14 protein-coding genes are annotated in these 18,918 nt (G+C 63.6%); 8 read left to right on the top strand and 6 right to left on the bottom strand.

What is annotated here, in order from left to right:
- Window positions 1-107 precede the first annotated feature (107 nt).
- A complete protein-coding gene (locus N688_RS05940; protein ID WP_052888419.1) occupies window positions 108-2,153 on the bottom strand; it encodes a protein kinase domain-containing protein in 2,046 nt (681 codons plus the stop codon).
- Between the two features lie 845 nt (window positions 2,154-2,998).
- Between N688_RS05940 and N688_RS05935 the strand changes: the two genes are divergently transcribed.
- Both N688_RS05935 and N688_RS05930 read left to right on the top strand, forming a co-directional pair.
- Complete coding sequence (locus tag N688_RS05935; protein WP_052888418.1) at window positions 2,999-4,441, top strand: DUF1015 domain-containing protein; 1,443 nt, start codon at window positions 2,999-3,001, stop codon at window positions 4,439-4,441.
- Window positions 4,442-4,713: 272 nt separating this feature from the next.
- Window positions 4,714-5,526, top strand: coding sequence for a carbon-nitrogen hydrolase family protein (locus tag N688_RS05930; RefSeq protein ID WP_052888417.1), 813 nt, complete (start codon window positions 4,714-4,716; stop codon window positions 5,524-5,526).
- Window positions 5,527-5,652: 126 nt separating this feature from the next.
- On the opposite strand, the gene N688_RS05925 is transcribed toward N688_RS05930, so the two are convergent.
- On the bottom strand, window positions 5,653-7,326 hold the full coding sequence (locus N688_RS05925) for a HEAT repeat domain-containing protein (RefSeq protein WP_052888416.1): 1,674 nt from the start codon (window positions 7,324-7,326) through the stop codon (window positions 5,653-5,655).
- Window positions 7,327-7,708: 382 nt separating this feature from the next.
- Complete coding sequence (locus tag N688_RS05920; RefSeq protein ID WP_052888415.1) at window positions 7,709-9,235, bottom strand: hypothetical protein; 1,527 nt, start codon at window positions 9,233-9,235, stop codon at window positions 7,709-7,711.
- A 543-nt stretch (window positions 9,236-9,778) separates the two neighbouring features.
- Here N688_RS05920 and N688_RS05910 point away from each other — a divergent pair.
- The 4 genes from N688_RS05910 to N688_RS05895 all read left to right on the top strand — a co-directional run bounded on the left by N688_RS05910 (window position 9,779) and on the right by N688_RS05895 (window position 14,100).
- Entirely contained in the window at window positions 9,779-10,402 is a 624-nt protein-coding gene (locus tag N688_RS05910; RefSeq protein ID WP_052888413.1) for an RNA polymerase sigma factor, read from the top strand.
- A gap of 162 nt (window positions 10,403-10,564) precedes the next feature.
- Window positions 10,565-11,809, top strand: coding sequence for a hypothetical protein (locus N688_RS05905; protein ID WP_052888412.1), 1,245 nt, complete (start codon window positions 10,565-10,567; stop codon window positions 11,807-11,809).
- A 453-nt stretch (window positions 11,810-12,262) separates the two neighbouring features.
- Window positions 12,263-13,216, top strand: a complete 954-nt coding sequence (locus N688_RS05900; RefSeq protein ID WP_052888411.1) for an ABC transporter ATP-binding protein — start codon at window positions 12,263-12,265, stop codon at window positions 13,214-13,216.
- Window positions 13,217-13,242: 26 nt separating this feature from the next.
- Complete coding sequence (locus N688_RS05895; RefSeq protein WP_052888410.1) at window positions 13,243-14,100, top strand: ABC transporter permease; 858 nt, start codon at window positions 13,243-13,245, stop codon at window positions 14,098-14,100.
- A gap of 151 nt (window positions 14,101-14,251) precedes the next feature.
- On the opposite strand, the gene N688_RS05890 is transcribed toward N688_RS05895, so the two are convergent.
- Complete coding sequence (locus N688_RS05890; protein WP_052888409.1) at window positions 14,252-15,250, bottom strand: sigma-70 family RNA polymerase sigma factor; 999 nt, start codon at window positions 15,248-15,250, stop codon at window positions 14,252-14,254.
- A 613-nt stretch (window positions 15,251-15,863) separates the two neighbouring features.
- On the opposite strand from N688_RS05890, the gene N688_RS05885 reads away from it, so the two are divergent.
- Both N688_RS05885 and N688_RS05880 read left to right on the top strand, forming a co-directional pair.
- Complete coding sequence (locus tag N688_RS05885) at window positions 15,864-16,799, top strand: hypothetical protein (protein ID WP_052888408.1); 936 nt, start codon at window positions 15,864-15,866, stop codon at window positions 16,797-16,799.
- A 99-nt stretch (window positions 16,800-16,898) separates the two neighbouring features.
- On the top strand, window positions 16,899-17,867 hold the full coding sequence (locus N688_RS05880) for a uroporphyrinogen decarboxylase family protein (RefSeq protein ID WP_052888407.1): 969 nt from the start codon (window positions 16,899-16,901) through the stop codon (window positions 17,865-17,867).
- 92 nt (window positions 17,868-17,959) lie between these two features.
- Here N688_RS05880 and N688_RS05875 read toward each other — a convergent pair whose 3' ends face one another.
- Complete coding sequence (locus tag N688_RS05875; protein ID WP_052888406.1) at window positions 17,960-18,199, bottom strand: helix-turn-helix domain-containing protein; 240 nt, start codon at window positions 18,197-18,199, stop codon at window positions 17,960-17,962.
- 195 nt (window positions 18,200-18,394) lie between these two features.
- Window positions 18,395-18,589 (bottom strand): helix-turn-helix domain-containing protein, encoded by a 195-nt coding sequence (locus tag N688_RS23945; RefSeq protein WP_156025659.1) that lies wholly within the window; start codon window positions 18,587-18,589, stop codon window positions 18,395-18,397.
- Between the last annotated feature and the right edge of the window lie 329 nt (window positions 18,590-18,918).

The raw sequence follows: 18,918 nt of genomic DNA, 5'->3' as shown, positions 1-18,918 counted from the left end.
GCACGTCAAGCCAGGGCTGGCCGTCGCGGCTGGCCTCTCCGGTGGGGCAGCCGGGCGATGTCAGACGGAGGTCGGCGAGAGGCAGAGGAGCCCCGACGCCGACCCACTCAGACGGTTGTGATCGAGCCGTCGGCATTGACGCGAATCATGATCTGCGGGAGCGGGGTTGTGGCGGGACCCTGGACAACGCTCCCCTTCTTGGCTGGATCAAAGATCGCGCCATGCGCCGGGCAGACGAGCAAATGGGTCGCCGGATCATAGTTCACGGCCACCCCTTCATGGGTACAGCTCCGCGAGTAGGCCGCAAAGGAGCCAGCTGGCAGGTGGATGAGCAGCCCCTGCTTGCCATCGGCGGGATTAGTAAAGGCCTGGGCGGAATTGAGGGCCAGGGCCGTGGTACCGATGACCTTGCCGTTCTGCTTGGTGCCGTTTGTGGTCTGGCCATTGGTCTGCTGCTGGCTGCCGGTCTGTTGCTGACCGCTGGTGGTGCCAGAGGAGGTAGCGGCCATGTTGCTGCCCTGACTGGAATGGAAGAGGCCGCTTAGCAGCGACTGGGCCGCCGAGGTCTTGAGGGCCAGACCCAGGCCAGCCGCGGCCAGGCCGCCGCCGGCCAGGAGGGCCACCACCTGACGCCGTCGTCGCTTGCGTCCACGCCGTGTACTCTTGGGGATTTCCGCCACAAACGGCGCTTCTTGCTGCAGCCGGCGGGAGCGCGCTTGCTGCTCTCGACGCTGCTCTCCTGGAGCAGGCAGGACTACCGGAGCCGATTCGGGGCTGCCAGCCGGAGGGGAGACTCTGGCCGGGGCCGCCGAAGCTGGGGCGGGTGCCTGCTGAGTGGCGGCGGCTCGCCTGGGAGCGTAGTCCTCGGGCCGCCCGGACCACCAGGCGAAGCTGTCAAGATCGGCATTGTTGCCGCTGGGAACAGGCATGGGCGGAGCTGGGGGCATGGGGGGTACGGCCTGCGGTAGGGTACCGGGCAACGAGGCCATCTCACGCCTGGCACCGTTCGCTGACGACACTCCCACGGCAGACCCTTCCTTCGCCAGAGGCAGGGGTTGGTCTTGCCAGGCGCCTCCTCCGACCAGGGGGCCGGTCGTTGGCAGCTCTCCGCTGCGCTTGATGCTCGGCAGATGCCCGGTGATAATGGGGGGCCGGAGCTGCCAGTGGTTGCCGGAACTGGTGAGTTCATCTTCTTCCGCAAGTTGGGCCTGGAGCTGGCCGATGCTGGCAGCGACAGGAGCGGCGGCAGCAAAGCTGCGCTCTCGCCGCAGGGCCCGCGCATAGGCGGTGACAAAGGCACCCGCCGAGGGAAAGCGGCGCGACGGATCACGGGCCAGCGCCTGCGAGAGGACTTCATCGATCTCCGGCGGCAGACTCGGACAGAGGTTGCGCAGGGCCGGCACCGGTTGCTTGACATGCTGCAGGGCGATCTCTAGCGAATCGCTGCCGGTGAAGGGCGGTTTGCCGCTGAGCAGCTCATATAAGATGATCCCCAGGGCATAGATATCGGCGCGCGCATCAACCTGCTGCTGGCCGAGGACAACCTCCGGGGCCAGATATTCCGGGGACCCGAGAAAGGTCCCGGCCAGATTGAGCAGATGGAGATAGGGATGCTCGACACGCCGCACGCCGCGCAGCTGCAGGAGATCAACCAGGCCGAAGCCCGCGACTATCACATGGTGCTCGTCACCCTGGAGCACGATGTTGGCCGGCTTCAAGGCCCGGTGCACGATGCCCCGCGCGTGAGCATAGTCTAGCCCCGTTGCCACCTGCTGGAGGACCTCCAGGGCGTAAGAGGGGGCACAGCGCCCGTCGCGCTTGAGGACGTGCGCCAGCGAGCCGTCGGTGACGTAGGGCGAAATCAAGTATGGATAGCCGAGCTGCTCGCCAAAGTCGTAAATCGGCAGAATATGCGGATGATCCAGCTCAAGCAGGGCGGTCGCTATCTGGGTAAAGCGCCTGATGAAGCGGTTACGCGCCCGTACCGAGAAGTCTTCCGGGATAATGATCGCGGTGACGGCCACCGGCACGCCGCTGACGGAGTGCCGGGCCAGATAGACAGCACTGACACGACCTTTGCTCAGCAGTTGCTCAACACGGTACCCTCCCACCATCTGCCCCACCAGCAGATCTTCTTGCTGCGTCTCGTACATAGCATCTCCGTTCTCCGAAACTGTACCCATCGCTGGCTGGACGGGTCAGAGACAGTGTCCGGTACCTGTCGAGCGAGGGGCTGGCTGGCACCCTGCCCGCCATCATGCGCAGCGCTGCGCAGGCTACAGGGTCGCTCGCTCCTCCTCACAGGCAGCTCCTGACAGTCAGATCCTGCAGACACTGCTCGCGCGCCTGGGTGGCGCCACGGAGCTGTCGCGCTCGGCTCGCCGTACGCCCATCACGGCGCGCAGCGCCTGCTCGCTGTGCTTCTGTAAGGCGTGTTCACGGCTTCGACGTAATGAGATTACAAAGTATATCAGGGCGAGTCAATCTGTTACGCCTATTGTAGGACTTGTGGGTTATTCCCGCAGGATAATCATCACCAGCCCCTGCCGCTCACCCGGCAGGCGGCGAGACGCGGGCAATCGGGCAATGGTCAGGCTGACTCGTCCGTGGCCGGCAGAAGAGTGGTGAGAGGCTCTCTCCCCCTCTTCCTACCTCCCTCAGACAGGGCCACTGCCACCAGACCGCTACAAGCAGAGGCGGGCGGCCAGGGGGAGCACGCAGGAACCTGACCGCCCGCAAGAGCGAAAGTGAGAGAGAGAGTGCGAGCCGGGAGGCGACGGGGGACCGCCTCCCGGGTGGGGAAAAAGGGAGGTCGCTTCAATCGCAAACCTAGAACTTAAGTTCTAGGTTCAGAATACCATAGAAGGAGTGAAAAGTCAAGGGGGGGCAGGGGGTTCTTTCTGGCTTCTGGCTCATGCTCCGTCCCCGCTCGCTGACTGGGAAGGGTGAGCTGCAGAGAGGGGGGCCGGGCTGGGCCGGAAGGCAGAGAGATGGTACAATGGGCAAGGAAGACGTTGCTCCCTCTGCCTCCGCCGCCGGGGTGCTGATCCGGCAGGTGGGACATGGCGGGTCGCTGGGCATGTTTCCTGTGGGAGCGTTGAATCTGGAGAGAAAGCGAAGTGCCTCGACTATGGCAGATGTACGACCTTTCTGTGGCATACGCTATGCGCCTGAAGTGGTGAGCGATGTGGGGCAGGTGCTCTGTCCACCCTTTGATGTGATCTCGCCCGAGGCGCAGGAGCGCTATTATGCGCGCCATCCCTATAATATGATCCGTCTGGAGCTGGGGCGCGAATTTCCCGAGGATACAACTCTGAACAATCGCTATACGCGCGCGGCGCGTACCTTTGCCGAGTGGCGCAAGGAGGGGGTGCTGCGTCAGGATGCGACCCCCGGCTATTATCTGTATCAGCAGCGTTTCAGCTATGGAGGGCAGAGCTATACGCGCACGGGTCTGGTGGCGCGTGTACGTCTGGAGCCGTGGAGCGCGCGGGTGGTGTTGCCCCATGAGCTGACGCTGAGCAAGCCCAAGGATGACCGGCTGCAGTTGATGCGGGCCTGTGCCGCTAACTTTAGCCCGATCATGGCCTGGTACGAGGACCCCCAGGCCCGTCTCCGTCGTCTGCTTCAGCCTTATGCCGAGCGCGCTGAGGTCCAGGCGCGCGATGAGCTGGCCGATGAGCATCGCCTGCAGCCGATTACGGACTCGCAACAGGTGGCGCTGATCCAGGACTTCTTCAGCCAGCGGCAGCTCTTTATTGCCGATGGGCACCATCGCTATGAGACGGCCTTGAGCTATCGCGAGGAGATTCGCGAGCTGCATCGCGGGCTGGACCCGGAGGATGGGGCGAATTTTGTGATGATGGTGTTGATCGATGTAGATGATCCCGGCCTGTTGGTGCTGCCTACCCATCGCTTGTTGGCGGGCCTCTCGGCTGAGCAGCTGCAGCGCTTGACCCCGGAGCATCTGGCTCGCTATTTCCAGGTTGAGCGCCTGGAAGGTGAGGTGGGGCGCGGGGCGGTGCTGATGCGTCATCTGGCGGAAGCGGGCCAGGAGGCGCCTTCTTTTGCCCTGCTGACTCCAGAAGGGAGCTGGCTGCTGCGTCTGACAGAGGAGGGGCGGACCCGTATGGCTGAGAGCGGACGTGATCCGTCCTGGAACGCGCTCGATGTGGCCATTGCCCATCGACTGCTGCTGGAGGAGATGCTTGGGCTGAGCGCTGAGAATGTGAAGGCGGGGCGCTATTTGCGCTATACGCATGAGACAGAGGAGGCGCTGGCCGCGCTGCCACGCGGCGAGGCTCAGGCGGTGCTGCTGCTCAATGGGACGCCGGTGCGTCAAATCTGCGAGGTGGCTCGCGCCGATGAGCGCATGCCTCAGAAGTCGACCTATCTCTATCCAAAGCTGGCCAGTGGGCTGGTGATTAACCCGCTCTGGTAGAGAGGGTAGCTTCTTACTCGGCTGGTTGCTCCCCTTGTGCAGGGAGAGAGGAGCGGCCTGGCAGGCGTCCTGGGGCTGGGGGTGGCCTCTCGCGCTCAGCTCTGGTTGGGGGCCGCCTGGTCCGCTCGGCATTGGCTTTGTCCCGTCTGTTTGACTGGTCTGGCTCTGGGTCCGTGTTCTACCTGGCCTGTTGGTGATCAGTCAGGACCGGGGGCGGGTCACTCAGGGCTGCTGGTGGCGCATATGTGCGCTGGAGAGGAGCGAAGATAACCATGACGACGACGCTGATCGCTGCTGCACAGCTTGAGTCGAGTCCTTCGGCGGAGGAGAATCTGGCGAAGGCGCGTTCGGCCATCGCACTGGCGGCCCAGCGGGGGGCGCGCCTGGTGATTCTGCCGGAGATTTTTCTGGCCTATCTCTCGCACGAGGAGTTTACGGCCCCTCATGCCCGCCGGGTGGCGCAGTCTCTGGACGGTCCCTTTGTAGGGGGCCTGTGCGAGGCGGCGCGCGCTGCTCAGGTCTGGGTGGTGGCGGGTATGATCGAGACGGCCAGCGAGACGGAGGAGAAGACCTACAATACGACGGTGGTGATCGATGAGCGGGGGGAGCTGCTGCGCGCTTATCATAAGACGCATATGTTCGATGCCTACGGCTACCGCGAGTCGGATGTCTTTGTGAGCGGCGATCGTCTCTTTGAGCCGCTGGCGACGCCGTTTGGGCGCATGGGGCTCTTTGTTTGCTACGAGCTGCGCTTTCCGGAGGTGGCGCGCTATCAGGCGGCGCGTGGGGTCGATTTCTTTGTGGTGCCGTCGGGCTGGGTGAACGGCCATTTGAAGGAAGTCCATTGGCGCCATCTGGTGGTGGCGCGGGCGATTGAGAATACGGCCTACGTCTTTACCTGCGATCAGGCGGGGCATCAGTTCCTGGGTCGCTCGCTGCACGTTGATCCGCTGGGGGTGGTGCTGGCCGAAGGCAGCGAGGGCGAGCAGCTGGTCTTTGGTGAGCTGGACCTGCAGCGTCTGGAGCAGGCGCGGGCGAAGGTGCCGTCGCTGCAGCACCGGCGCCCGGATCTCTACAACAGTTAGCTCGCTCGTGCGCTCGGCCTTCTTCTTCTGATCTGCCCGGCTGGCCTGGCCGCCAGGCGCTCTCTTCTCCGCTCTGGCGGCCCGCGCCTCTGCTCCAGGCAGAGAGGCGGGCCGAGCCGGCTGAGTTTAGCGTGGCGGGAAGAGGTCGCTTGGCAACGGTTGCAGTTCGTTGGTGTCGAGGGTTTCCAGGAGCATGCGAAAGGGGCCCTGGCGGATCGAGAGGCTGAGGAGGGCGTGGAGAAAGGGCTGCTCTGTGAGGGGGAGGCCCGAGGCCGGGTGGAGGGCCGCGGCGACGGCCTGGATGAGGGTCGTCTCCTGCCGCCGTCCAGCAAAGGCGAAGAGCAGGCCCTGACGACGCAGACGGCTCTCGTAGAGGAGGCGCCACTGCTCGTCGATCAGTTCTTCCAGGGCCTGCTCCACAACGGTCTCCAGGGCCTGACGCTGATCGATGGGGGTCTGCTGCCGGTCCAGCTTGTGGCTGCGGCCTCGTCCGCGCGGGCTGGTCGAGGGGACGCGAGGGAATTCGATGGTTCCCCAGTAGCGGGCCATAAAGGGCTGGATGCGCTCCAGCGGCTCGTACATCCAGGAGGAAAATTCGGCCAGTTGAAATAGTTCGTCGCCTCGCTGGACCAGGGACAGCAGCTCGGGCGTGTATGGCTGGGGTTCCAGGGCGGTGGCTACAGGCTGGCTCAGGTGTTGCTGCATCTCGGCGGAGAGCAGGGGGCGCCAGATGGCGTAGGCGATGGGCAGCTTATGGCGCCCGCGACGGTTGAGGGCAGCGGCTTCGTTGATGAGGGCCAGGCAGTAGGCTGGTGGGACGACGAAGGTGCTGAAGCCCTGGTCGCCCATTTCGCGAACCAGGCGCTGCCAGCGTTCGACGGCCATTTCGTCGGTGCTGTAGCAATCTTTGATGCCCCACTGGTCTTGACAGAGCAGGTTGATGCCTTTGACGGTCTCTTCGGAGTGCTTCCAGGCGAGCATGATGATCTGGGAGCCGCTGCCATCGATGAAGCTGACGCGCGCTTCGTAGAGGGGATAGGCGGGGCGAGCGGCTTCGGCCAGGGCCTGGGCTTCGGTACCAGGGGCGGCCTGCATGGTGAGGCGCCCGAGGGCGGCGCGGGCGTGCTGTTTGAGCAGGCGGTTCGAGCTGCTGGCAAGCAGGTGGTTGAGGGCAGGAATGGCCTGGGGGGCGGCCAAGCTGCCAAGCTGTTCGAGGGCGTCGATGGTGGCCATGACGACCCGCGTCGACTGGTTTTCGAGTAGGGGCAGGAGGAGATGGACGGCGCGCGGGTCGTGGCTGCGCCCGAGCCAGTCCACGAAGCCAAGGCGCCGCTCTAGTGGCATGCTGAGCACGTCTTCCAGGACGGCTTCGACTCCTAGCTCGCTCTTGCCGACGAGCTCCAGAAGGCGGCTCTGCATCTGGAGCATGGCGGCCTCGGGATCGTTGAGGTATTCGACCAGGCCCTCTTCGGCCAACTCGGAGTTGAGTTCTCTGAGAACAGGCGCCAGGGTGAGCTTGGCGATGTCGCTGACGGTCGGATCGGTGACAAAGTCTTCGAGCACTTCGCGGTCGTCTTCGGTGGCCAGGTGTGAGAGGATGTAGACCGCGGTGGAGTGGGCTGCCGGGTCGCGGCGGCGGAGCAGGTCCAGCACTTTTTCGCGCGCTCCTGCTGCCCATTCTTCGTCGAGCCGCTCCAGGTAGGCATCCATCTGGAGAGGATCAATGGTGTCGCGGTGACACATGGCGTCGAGGACTTCGTCAATGCTCGGCGATGGCGATTCTTTTCGCTTCTTTGGCATGCCTCTCCCTCTTTTCTCTGCGCTGTCCTCCACTACGGTTGAGGGGATAGGACGACGCTTCTCCTCTTCGCTCTGAATTGGTCTGCTGCTTCCTTCTGGCCCGTTGTCGGACGGCTGGTGTGCTGGTGCTGGTCTCTCTCCCTGGCGTTCGCTCGCTCGCTCGTTCGCCCACTGCTGCCGCCAGACAGAAGCAGAAGCCGGCGGTCCGCAGGCAGGTGCAGTACAACCCAGCCCAGAGTGTCACTGCTCAGGCGATGGAGGTGCTGGCCTCTCCTCCTCTGGGCTGGCTCTCCTATCGTGAGGATTGTACCACGTCAGGGGTCGCACGTCGATAGCAGGTCGAGCAGGAGCGGGAGAAGGGGGGTCTCCAGAGTGGACCACCTCAGAAAAGGCTCTCGTTTCGATAGAGGCGGCGCGGCAGGATGAGGGCCGAGGCGGGCGGTGGGTCCAGTTCGTTGAGAGTCTCGCTGAGGAGGGCCAGGCTGATGAGAAAGTCGTCATGGCCGTCGCTGGGGTGGACGTACATGTCGAGGCCGCTTTCACCAAGGAGACGATAGCGGGCCTGGCGGAGCTGTTGCCAGCATTCGCCGGCGATGGCCGCTGGAGCGCTGGCGGAACGGTAGAGCTTGAGGCGCCCGCTGTTGATGGCAGCCAGGAACTGGTAAGTAAGGCGCGATTTGCTGGGGCGGGTGAAGGTGAAGGGGAGGAGGCGCTCGTCGCCAAGGCGGCTGCGCAGGAGGGCCGCCAGGCCAGCGCCAAGGCCAGTGGCGTCGATGATCAGCCGGCGCAGGCGCCAGCGCTCGGCCAGGGCCAGGGTGAGGCTGTACTGCTCTAGATAGGGGCAGCCTGTCCACCACTGCTGGTGGACGACGCGCAGGCAGGATAGCCCTAGTTCGTTCTGGCTGAGGGCGGCTATGGTGAGGACAGTGCTGTCGCGCCGCCGCCGCAGGGGGACAGTGGTGGAGTGGCTGAGGAGGGCAAGCTGCTCTTCGGGTCGCTGCTCTTCTCCGCCGATGTCGATGGCGCCAATGTAGTGCTCCTCTTCCTGCGGCTCTTCTTGCCAGGGATGGTCTCCTTGCAGGAGGCTGCGCTGCAGGGGAGTGAGCAGGTAGCCGGCATCGCTGATGGGCTGGAGCAGGTATTGCGTCTGGATGGCAGGATGGCTGGCACCCAGGCGCTGGATTTCGCTCTCGACGAAGCGCCGATAGGCGGGGTTGATGGCCGCCAGGGCCTGCCAGTCGTATTCAAAGTGGGTTCGCCGCCCTTCGTGTTGCTCGCGCTCCAGGTTGAGGGCGCGCTGCCGGGCCAGGAGGGTGTCGTCGCTCCAGGCGGTGCCGTAGAGAACGGTGGTGGCGTTGGTGGTGGCAGCCATCGGGCGAAAGTCGCGGTCAAATTTGTCGGGACTGACGTCCTGGGCTTCGTCGATTTCGAGCAGAAGGCTGGCGGTGGCCCCAACGACGTTGCTGTCGGGGGCGGCGGAGAGAAAGAGGATGCGCGGGCCGCTGTGGCGACGGACGAGCTGCGGATCAGCTTCGGGCGCCAGACCAAGCAGGTGGTCGCCGCTGCGCCAGAGACGCTCGGCCAGGGGGGAGGATTGGAGCAGGGTGAGCAGACGCAGCCGACTGGTGAGGAGCTGGGGCTTGAAGGTGGGAGCCGCTTTGACAATGGTGCCTTCGGGAACACAGGCGAGTAGATAGGCTTCTAGGACGGCAGAGAGCTGGTTTTTGCCCATCTGACGCGCCAGCATGACGCTGAAGATGTCTCCGCGTCCGTGGCGAATGGAGTCGAGGATGGCGACGGCGATCTCACTCTGGTAGGGATAGAGCGGGCGCGCCAGAATGGCGCTGGCAAAGTGGTCGATGTCGCTCTCTGGCGGCAGGAGTGGCTGAGGCGAAGCGAAATCAGGCATGGCTTGGCTTGGCAGGGCTGAGGGCTGGAGTTCGTCAGGCACTGACCTGATCGGGGCAGGCACCGGGCAAGTTGATCATCAGCTGGGCCGGTCGGCGCCTGCGAGATATACGAGCGGGCCAGGCGCGCTCTGTCTGTCGCTGCTTGTGGTCTCCGGGTATGGGGTCGTACAGCCCCTGGGCAGGGCCGGGCCAAGGGGTGCCGCAATTGGGGAAGACGGCTGCTCCACCTCTGGCCAGAAGCAGGGTGCCTGGCCCGCTCAGCACGAGTGGAGGAGCCTGGAAGGACCGGCCAGCCCAGCAAGCTGGCTCGTGTTCGCTGCTAGCGACCAGTCCTTATAAGAAAGTATAGCATGCTGGCCAGGGGACTGGCAAGAGCCTGACGGCGTAACATTACGCTAGGCTTTTTTGAAGAGAATGATGTGAGCGAGCAGGAGTCTGCTTCCCAAGAGGGAGGTGAGCGAGACGGCTCCTGTACAGCTTGTAGTAGGAAAGGATCTATAGAACGGATGAAGCGTGAGCCAGCGCGGAGCAGGTCCTCAACGATGGCACCTGCTTCTTTGCCGGAGGAGACGGCCAGAGTTGAGCTGGAGAGGTTTTTGATCGAGCACAGCGAGATGCTCCTTCAGAACCTGCGATTCTATGTTGTGCGTTTGGGCCTGGCCCCCGCTGGGGAGGCCCATGCCGTCGCGCTGGAGGTCTTGCAGGAGGTGGCTGTTGAGGCGCTGGCCCATGCCGCGCGCTTTGAGCCGGGTCGCCAGCCGCTGGCCTGGTTGCTTGGGATCGGGGTCAATGTGATCCGGCGGCAGAAGGCCGAGCGGGCGCGCCGCAGCCAGCGCGAGCTGTCGCCTGGGCATCTGGCCAGCGCGCTCGCGTTGCAGCAGGCTCCCAGCGAGCAGGAGGTCTTCGATCAGTTGCAGGCTACAACCAGTGGGCCAGAAGAGGAGGTTGAGGCCGAGCAGGCGGCGGCGGCTTTGCTGGCGCTGGTTAACGAGGAGGATCGCGAGGTCTTGCGCCTGGCGGTGGTCGAGGGCTGCGAGCGCGAGCTGTTGGCGCGCCATCTGGGAATTAGCCCTGGAGCAGCGCGGGTGCGGCTCCATCGGGCGCTTCAGCGTCTGCGGCGAGCCTTCCAGCAACGGACAGCCATCAACCTGAGCTCCTCTGGGTAGCTGCCGGGTGGGCGTCCCGTTCGCGTACAGCCAGCCTGAACCGCGGAGTGCCGCAGCGAGCGAAAGGAGACTGCGGGTCAAGAGCGATATTTCCTGACAGATAAGCAGGAAATCAAGTCAGAGAGTTGCCTAAGAGCAGAGCAGAGAAGGGATCGATAAACAATGGAGCAGGAAAAGCATTTATCGGAGCATGCGCTGCCCGAGGGGGTGCGACGAGCGCGTTTCTTGCGGCGTTATCTGGAGGCCCTGGAGGGCGGCGATGAGCAGAGGCTGGCGCTGGTGCTGCAGGAGGCCAGGACAGATGCCGGCCTGGAGGAGCTGCTGTTAGAGACCAATGCGGCCCTGGCGGCTGAGGAGGGACTGGCAGTGACCGCCGCCGAAGGCGAGGAGGCTCGCCGCCGGCTTGAGAAGGTCGCCGGAGAGAGGCAGTCAGAGGCTCAGCGAGCGTCGCTGGCTGCCGAGGGGACGCTGCTGGGGACGACTGGCCCACGGGTGCGCCCGGTGCAGGTGCCGCAGGGGCGTCGTGTACCGGTGCGCCAGGTGCTGCGCCATTCGTGGATGGTCATCGCGGCAGCGGTGCTGCTGGTGGTCTTGTTTGTGGTCAGCAGCAGTACGGGCCTGGCGGCGACTCTCCTCTCGTTCTTCAGCGTGCAGCGTTTTCAGCCGGTGACGGTCAGTCAGCAGGCAATCCAGGCGTCGCAGCTTCCGCAGTTGCGCGACCTGGGTGAGGTTCAGGCGCCGCCGGAGCTGCTGCGCCCGCAGCGCAACCTGACGCGCGCCGAGGCTGAGCGGCTGGCTGGCTTCACGCTGAAGCTGCCGACCACCCTGCCCGCCTCTTTCAGCGGAAAGCAGCCGGTCTTTGATATGCTGGAGGGTGGCCAGGCGACCTTTACGTTCCGGGCGGCCAGCGCTCGCGCCTATCTGGCCCGAGTCGGTCATGCGACTACGGCGATCCCGGCCCAGTTGGACGGGGCGACGTTTGTGATCCATGTCTCGCGTATCGTTGAGGCGCATTATGTGAGCAGCGGTGGCAAGGTGCTGGTGATCGTGCAGACGCCATCGCCGACCATCGAGGCGACCGGGAAGGCTTCGCTGGAGGATCTGCGCGCTTTCTTGCTCTCGCTGCCGGGGCTGCCTCCGTCGCTGGTGCAGCAGCTACGCCAGATCGATCTGAGTAGCGGGACGGTGCCCATCCCTGTGCTGACAGGGATGTCTTCCGAGACGGTGACGGTTCAGGGCCAATCGGGCCTTTTGCTGACCAGTAACCAGCTTGAGTCGTCCACTAAGATGACGGATCTGCCGGTCGGGGAGGCCGTGCTCTGGCAGGCCCAGGGGCGCGTCTATCTGCTGGGTGAGAGCAGTCACGATCGGTCTGAGCTGCTGGCGGTCGCCAATAGCCTGCAGTAGGCCAGGGTAGGCCAGGTTGGCTTCAGCGCCTGGTTGCGGCAGGCGGCGAGTCGGCTCCGGGAGCTTTATCAGCTCCGCCCGTCTTTCTGCCTGCTGTTCCCAGTGCGCTGACTGCCGCTCAGGATTGGACGCTCGTCGCTCTGGGCGCCCCGGCGTCATACAAGGTAGCGCCTGGATCGGCAGAAGCCGTCAGGGGGCTCATTAAGAGCGCGGATCTGATGGCTTCTGGCCGATCCGTTGCTGTCTGCCTTCTGGCTGACTAGGCCAGGCAGGGTAACGGCAGGGGACCTGGTCAGACCAGGTCTTCTTTTGTCCGCTGCTCTCAGCCAGGGAATGGGAGACGGCTGATCGCGCTGGCTGGCTACCTGTCTTGCTGCCTGGAACGATCTGCCTGGATGGGATCCTGTCCAGGCGCTGGTGACTTCATCTGAGGAAGAGGAGCGAGGAGCGTTCATGAGTGGAAAGCTAGAGGTAGAGGGACGCGAGCCGGCGATCGAGGTCGAGGGGCTGACGAAGCTCTATCACCGGTTGCTGGCGGTCGATCATCTCAGCTTTGTGACGTATCGCGGTGAGGCTTTTGGTTTTTTGGGACCGAATGGGGCAGGCAAGAGTACGGTGGTGAAGATCTTGACGGGCCTGGTGCAGCCGACCGAAGGAACGGTTCGCTTGCTGGGGCGCCCGCTGGGCGATCGCGAGGTGCGGCGCCGTATCGGCTACCTGCCCGAGCTGCCAACCTTCCACCGCTGGCTGACGGCGGAGGAGTTTCTGCGCTTTCATGGCGCGCTCTATGGGATGGGCGGCTCGCTCTTGCGGGCACGGATCGAGGAGGTGCTGGCCCTGGTTGGCCTGGCGGGCCGCGAGCGTCAGCGCCTGGGGACGTTCTCGAAGGGGATGCTGCAGCGCATTGGCCTGGCGCAGGCCCTGCTGAATCGCCCGGAGCTGCTGATTATCGATGAGTTGTCGACGGGCCTCGATCCGGTCGGTCAGCACGATTTGCGCAGTTTGCTGCTCGATCTGAAGCAGGCGGGGACGAGCATTTTTATTAACTCTCATCAGTTGCCCGATGTCGAGGCGCTCTGCGATCGGGTGGCCATTATTAATCTGGGGCGGATTTTGAAGATCGGGGCCCCCGAGGAGCTGTTTGATGAGCCGCTGCTGGTGGAGGTGCGCGCGGAGCCGCTGAGTGAGGCCCTGCTGCAAGAGCTGGCCCGGCTGGCGCTGGCGGTGGAGCGCGATCAGTATGATCCCTGCCGCGTCTTGCTGCGCCTGCGCAGCGAGGAGCAGGCCGCCGAGGTGGCGGAGGCGGTCCATGCTTGTGGGGCACGTCTCTATCGCCTGGCCCCACATCGGCGCTCGCTCGAACAGGTCTTTCTGCGCACTATCGAGCTGTCGCGCAGCCTGCAATAGGTTCGCTGAGGAGGTGCTGCTGAGCTATGGGTTGGTTGGTTATCGCTCGCTTTACGATCAAGGAGATTGTGCGCCGCCGCATCTTTGCCGCGGTGGTTGTCTTGACGGTGCTGTTGCTGGGCCTCTTTACGCTCTTGCTCAATGCCCTGGTCGATAATCTGCAGCGGGCCCAGCCTGAGAATATGGAGCTGCTGCTGCTGGGAATCGGGGCGCTGATGGCGGTGCTGGCGAGCTGGTCGGTCTATTTGCAGTCGAGTTTGATGACGCTGCTGCTGACAGCGGGGATGCTCTCGGGGGAGATCGAGGCGGGAACGCTGGCGGTGATTGTGCCGAAGCCGTTGCATCGGGTGGAGGTCGTCTTTGGGAAGTGGCTGGCCTATGCGCTGGTTCTGGCAGTCTATACAGCGGTGCTGGAGCTGGGCTTTCTGGGGGTGATCTACTGGAAGACCGGCTATTGGCCCGATGGGCTGGCTCAGGCTCTTGGGCTGCTAGAGCTGGGAATGTTGAGTCTGCTGGCGTTGCTGACAGCGGGCAGCGCCAGTCTGCCAACGCTGGCGAACGGGGCGATCGCGGCTTTGCTCTTTCTGGCGACGCCGATCGCCAGCTTTGCTCAGGTGGTGACGCAGATTACGGGCGAGAGTACGACGGTGGAGCGCATCAGGACGGTCTTTGAGCTGCTGATGCCCGCCGATGCGCTCTGGCATGCGGCTTCTGCGGCCCTGCTGCCGCCGGTGGCTCAGGATTTGATCGGTATTCGCCAGGTCCAAAATCTGCCGATTATCGGGGCGGAGGCGCTGACGCCGGCGATGGCCCTCTGGGTGGCTCTCTATATCGTGGTGCTGCCGCTGTTGGGCATGCTGCGCTTCTCTCATCGCGATCTGTAGCGATCTCTCATGGAGGGCCGCCCTCCCTCCAGCCCCACGAGGCTGGTGCAAGGGGGGGCCGCGCCCGAGGCATACTCGTCCAGACGGTGTGCCGCCGCGCTGCCCCCGCTCGCTCTATGAAGAACGCCATGAAGTTGTTGCCCGCGTCCTGTCAGGCAAGGTCGCGCAAGAGATGGGCCTGGATCGGCTGACGTAGGGTGCGTAATGCCTTGACTTCGATTTGGCGGATGCGTTCGCGCGTCAGTTTGAAATGCGCGCTCAGCTCCTCCAGGGTGTGACAGTAGCCGTCGGCCAGGCCGTAGCGCATTTCGATGACTTGCCGCTCGCGCTGGTTGAGCAGTTCGAGGGCGCTGGCGATCTGGTCGCGCAAGGCCCGATGGGTGACGGCTTCCGCCGGGGCGGTGGCGCGTGTGTCTTCCAGGGTGTCGGCCAGGTGATAGGGTTCGTCGTCGGTCAGGGGGGCGTCCAGGGAAATGGGATTCTCGGCCATGCCCTGGAGTTCGACGACGCGCTCTTTGCTGAGGCGGGCCACACGTGCGATCTCTTCGGCTTCGGGATCACGCCCCAGCTCCTGGTAGAGATGGCGCGTGATGCGCTTGATTTTGTAGATCATTTCGACGACGTGCACCGGAATGTGGATGGTGCGCGTGTGTTCGGCTACGGCGCGGCTGATGGCCTGGCGAATCCACCAGGTGGCGTACGTGCTGAAGCGAAAGCCGCGCGAGGGGTCGAATTTCTGGGCCGCGCGTATGAGTCCCAGGTTGCCTTCCTGGACCAGGTCAAGCAGCGAGATGCCTTGCGTGTTGTAGCGCTTGGCTATGCTGACGACCAGGCGCAGGTTGGATTCGACAAGACGCTGCTGGGCTTCGATGTCTCCCTCGGCGACTCGCCGCGCCAGCTCCATCTCTTCTTCGGCGCTCAATAGCGGATAGCGCCCGATCTCTCCCAGATATTTGCGAATGGCGTTGTCTAGCGTCTCGTCTTCTTCCTCTTCTTCTTCCTCTAACTCGTCGTCTTCTCCTGTGACTAGTTCGTCGTCGTCACGAAAGAGGTCGTCGTCGTCCTGGTAGAAGGCCAGGACCGGCTCTTCCTGACATCCATGCTTGGCTCGGCGTGCGCTCCTCGATGTTCTCCGCGCATTGGTTGCCATTGTTTTTTTCCTGACTCCTTTACCTCTCATAACCACTTCCCACGTGTTGGTTGCCGGGGCAAAACCCGAAATTTTTTCGGTCTCTTTCCCCCCATTTCTCTTTATTGCAAGAAATGTGCCAATATCTAAGTATGCACGGCGATGACGATTCTTTCATGCTTTCGTGCTCAAAATGACGCCCGCTTGCCGTAAATTTTTTCAGGGTGGTGCGGATTTTTCCCCACCTGGGTCGGCCTTCGCCTCACTCCTCTGCTCGAAAAGATCGCTGGCTCCCGTTGTATGACGATAGAGATGGTCTCTGCCCGCCCGCTCGGGCCGGGTCCAGGCCATCTGGGCGCCCTGTGTTCGTCACTGCGTCAACTGGTCCCTGATAGGTTCTGCCCCCCACCCGGTGGATTGGGCTGAGAAAGTGGATGGCTTTGCCATGCATGTCTTTGGGCATCGGTCTGGTGCCGCGCGCCCTGCTCTCTGCCCGCGCTGCGCGCGTGCACTCTCTCGTAGAAGTCGACGTTGTCCGTTTTGTGGTACGCTGCTGCCCGCTGGCTGGGGAAATTTACGCAGCCGGGGCGCGGGGCGCTCTGCCCGGTCGCATCCTGACCGCCCGGCGGGGAGTGTGCGCACTCAGCCCCGGCTGCAGGCTGATCGGCGCCAGACCCTGGCCGAGCTGCCGACACACCCGCTGGCCCAGGCGGTCAGAAGGCAGCCAGCAGCCGGGAGCGGCCCCCGGCCAGGCTCGGCCTCAGCAGGACCTGGAGGGTCTTCGGCTGCCGCTGCCGGCAGTGGGGATGGAGAGGCGGCAACGGTGCTGACGCGGACGGCTCTGGAGCAGCGGCGCGCGGCGCGGGCTGAGGCGCGGCGGGCGATGCTGGCGATGGTGACGACGCTACCGCTGCGCCGGCTGGGGATGTCGCGACGCTCTGGGACATCCGCGGCGCTGCTGCGGGGAGAGCAGACGGGGCTGTCCTGGCCGGGACTGGCACGCCGGCGCCCGTTCGCTGAGCGCCTGCTGTGGTTCGGGGGGACGCTGGTGCTGCTGGTTTTGACGGCGGTGCTGGCCTGGACTGTTCTGCTGCGGTCGAGTGTGCCGCTCTCGCGCGCCTGGCAGGGGACGGCTGCGCCGGGGCTTTCTCTGTCGCCGCCGGCGGCGACGCTGAGTCCGGGAGCGGGACCGGGACCGGGTCCGCGTCTGGTGCGCCTGGATGGGGGTTCGCTCTTTGTGGGGGGAACGGTGCGGGTGGCGGGCAGCGGTTTTAGTGCTTTCGCTCCGGTGCGCTTCTGGTTGGATGGGCATCTGACCTTTGTGGATGGACGTGGCTGGCCGCTCTTGATCGAGGCCGATGGGGCTGGACACTTTACGGTGGCGCTGCATCTGCTGCCGCAGTGGCCCCCGGGCCGGCATGCTTTGCTGGCGCGCGATCTGCAGACCGGCCAGGTGGCAGAGCTGGCTCTGCTGCTGGAGCCGGCTCCGAGGCCGAGCGCGACGCCGTCCTCGCCCTCGGGAGGGACGGCGTCAGGCGCACTGCCCGGGCGGCGTGATATAATCCAGTGATCGCTTGCCCTGGTCTGGCCTGGCCTGGCTGGCCGACGGGCGGGCGGGATCGATGACGGCGCTTGATGGTTCTTTTTGAGTGAGAGAGGATGTGTGACGATGGCTCAGACAATGACGCCCTATGAGCGGGTGCGCGCGGCCCTGGCCGGGGAGGCGGTGGATCGCGTGCCCTTTATCTTCTGGCATCATTTCCGGCCCGAGGGGTCGGGCCAGCGTCTGGCTCAGTTGACGCTGGAGTTCTTTGTCGAGAAGTTTGCCCTGGATATTATCAAGGTAATGCCGGACCTGCCGTATCCGTTGCCAACGGATGGGTCGGCCCGCCTGGAGGAGCTGGCGGAGCATCCGCGCCTGGATCTGTCAACGCCGAGTTTCCGGGAGCAGGTGGTGTGTGTGCGGGCGATCCGCGAGCGGGTCGGGCCGGACTATCCGCTGATCGTGACGCTGTTCAGTCCGTTGACCTATGTGCTGCGGGCAGTCGGCAAGCGTCAGGGGGTGGAGGTGATCCGCGCCCATCCCGAGGCGGCGCGCCGGGCGATGGAGGCGATTGCGGCCAATCTGCGCCTGTTGATGGGCGAGCTGATCCAGGCGGGGGCAAGCGGGATTTTCTTTTCGTGTATGGGGGCGACGACGGCGGATTTTACGCGCGAGGAGTACCGCGAGCTGGGTCGGCCCTACGATCTGGCAGCCCTGGAGGGGGCGCAGGGCGGCTGGCTGAATGTGGTCCATGTGCACGCCGATCCCGATCAGACCGAGGATGAGGTCTATTTTGAGAGCTTTACGGATTATCCGGTGCAGGTGATGAGCTGGAGCGATCGCCTGACGGGTCCGAGTTTGAGCGAGGCGCTGCAGTTGACGAGCAAGACGCTGATGGGCGGATTGCACGAGCGGGGTCCGCTGACGCGCGGGAGCGAGGAGGAGCTGAAGAATGAGATGTTGTCGGCGATCTCACAGACGAACGCGCGCCGCCTGATTCTGGCAAATGGCTGTTCGGTGCCGGATGAGACGCCGGAGGAGTGGCTGCATCTGGCGCGCCGCTTGCTGGAGACGTCGGGGCTGACGCGCTCGTAGTGAGATCAGGGGACGAGGCTGAGCGCCGCCAGCCTGAGCAGCACCGCCGGCTACCAGCGGGTGGCTGGCGCTGACGGGCTGGCGAGCCGCACTTAGGAGCCGATCTGCTCCAGCTCGCGCCGACGTTGCTCGGGGGAGACGTCTTCGACCAGTTCGGTCACCGGCACATCCAGGGCCAGCGCCAGACGGTCCAGGGTGTCGGTCCTGATGACGTGGTAGGGATTGCGAAAGAGTGCCGTGATGATATGATAACTGATCTCGGAACGCTGCGACAGTTTGTTCATCGAAAAGCCTTTCGCTTCGGCCACTTCCCTCACGCGCAGGCGTAACATGTCTCTTCCATCTCCTTGGTAATCAGCTTGTCTATCATTATACAGATCTGCAGTATCTGTAGAATCAGCATAGTTTCACTTATCATCGGAAGAGATCCTAGCACTTCCAACCCGATACAGCCATCCTTTCTATGTCACTGCTCCTCTCACCCTTACAAGACTATAAGAAGTTTTGCCGCTTGCGCCAGATAGAGGCTAATCTCCTTTTCCTGTCTCGCGGCTCCACTGCTCATCGGAGACGTCCTCGATTAGCTTGGTCGCAGATATACCCAGAGCACTGGCCAGGCGCTGCAAGATATCTGTTATGACCGCCCGGCAGGGGTCAGAGCAGAGAGCACTGATGATGTGATAGCTGGCCCCAGAACACTGAGATAGCTTATTAATTGACAGCCCCTCAGCCTTGCGGTCTCCTTTAGGCGCAGACGCAGCATAGAGGGTGCCCCACTTTCACTATAACAAATGTTTAGAAAGTAAGGTATCACCATGATTATTTATAACTAAAATCTTATAATGTATATGTCATAAACAATACAGCCTATGTCGATTTCTTCGACAAGCTCAGTAGGCTGACAAGCTGATTGGGGCGTTGCAAGAAAGAAGACGTTAGCTTACTGACTACCGGAGAGATGCCCTCTCTTTTTCTTATGACAAATGGATAATAACTAAATAGTTAGGCTACTACTTGACTAATATATAAGTTCTATGATAAGCTTTTGATT

It is taken from the genome of Thermogemmatispora carboxidivorans, from assembly GCF_000702505.1.
GTDB lineage: Bacteria > Chloroflexota > Ktedonobacteria > Ktedonobacterales > Ktedonobacteraceae > Thermogemmatispora > Thermogemmatispora carboxidivorans.
The sequence above is the reverse complement of the archived record's forward strand: the minus strand, read 5'-3'. Positions and strand labels throughout refer to the sequence as shown.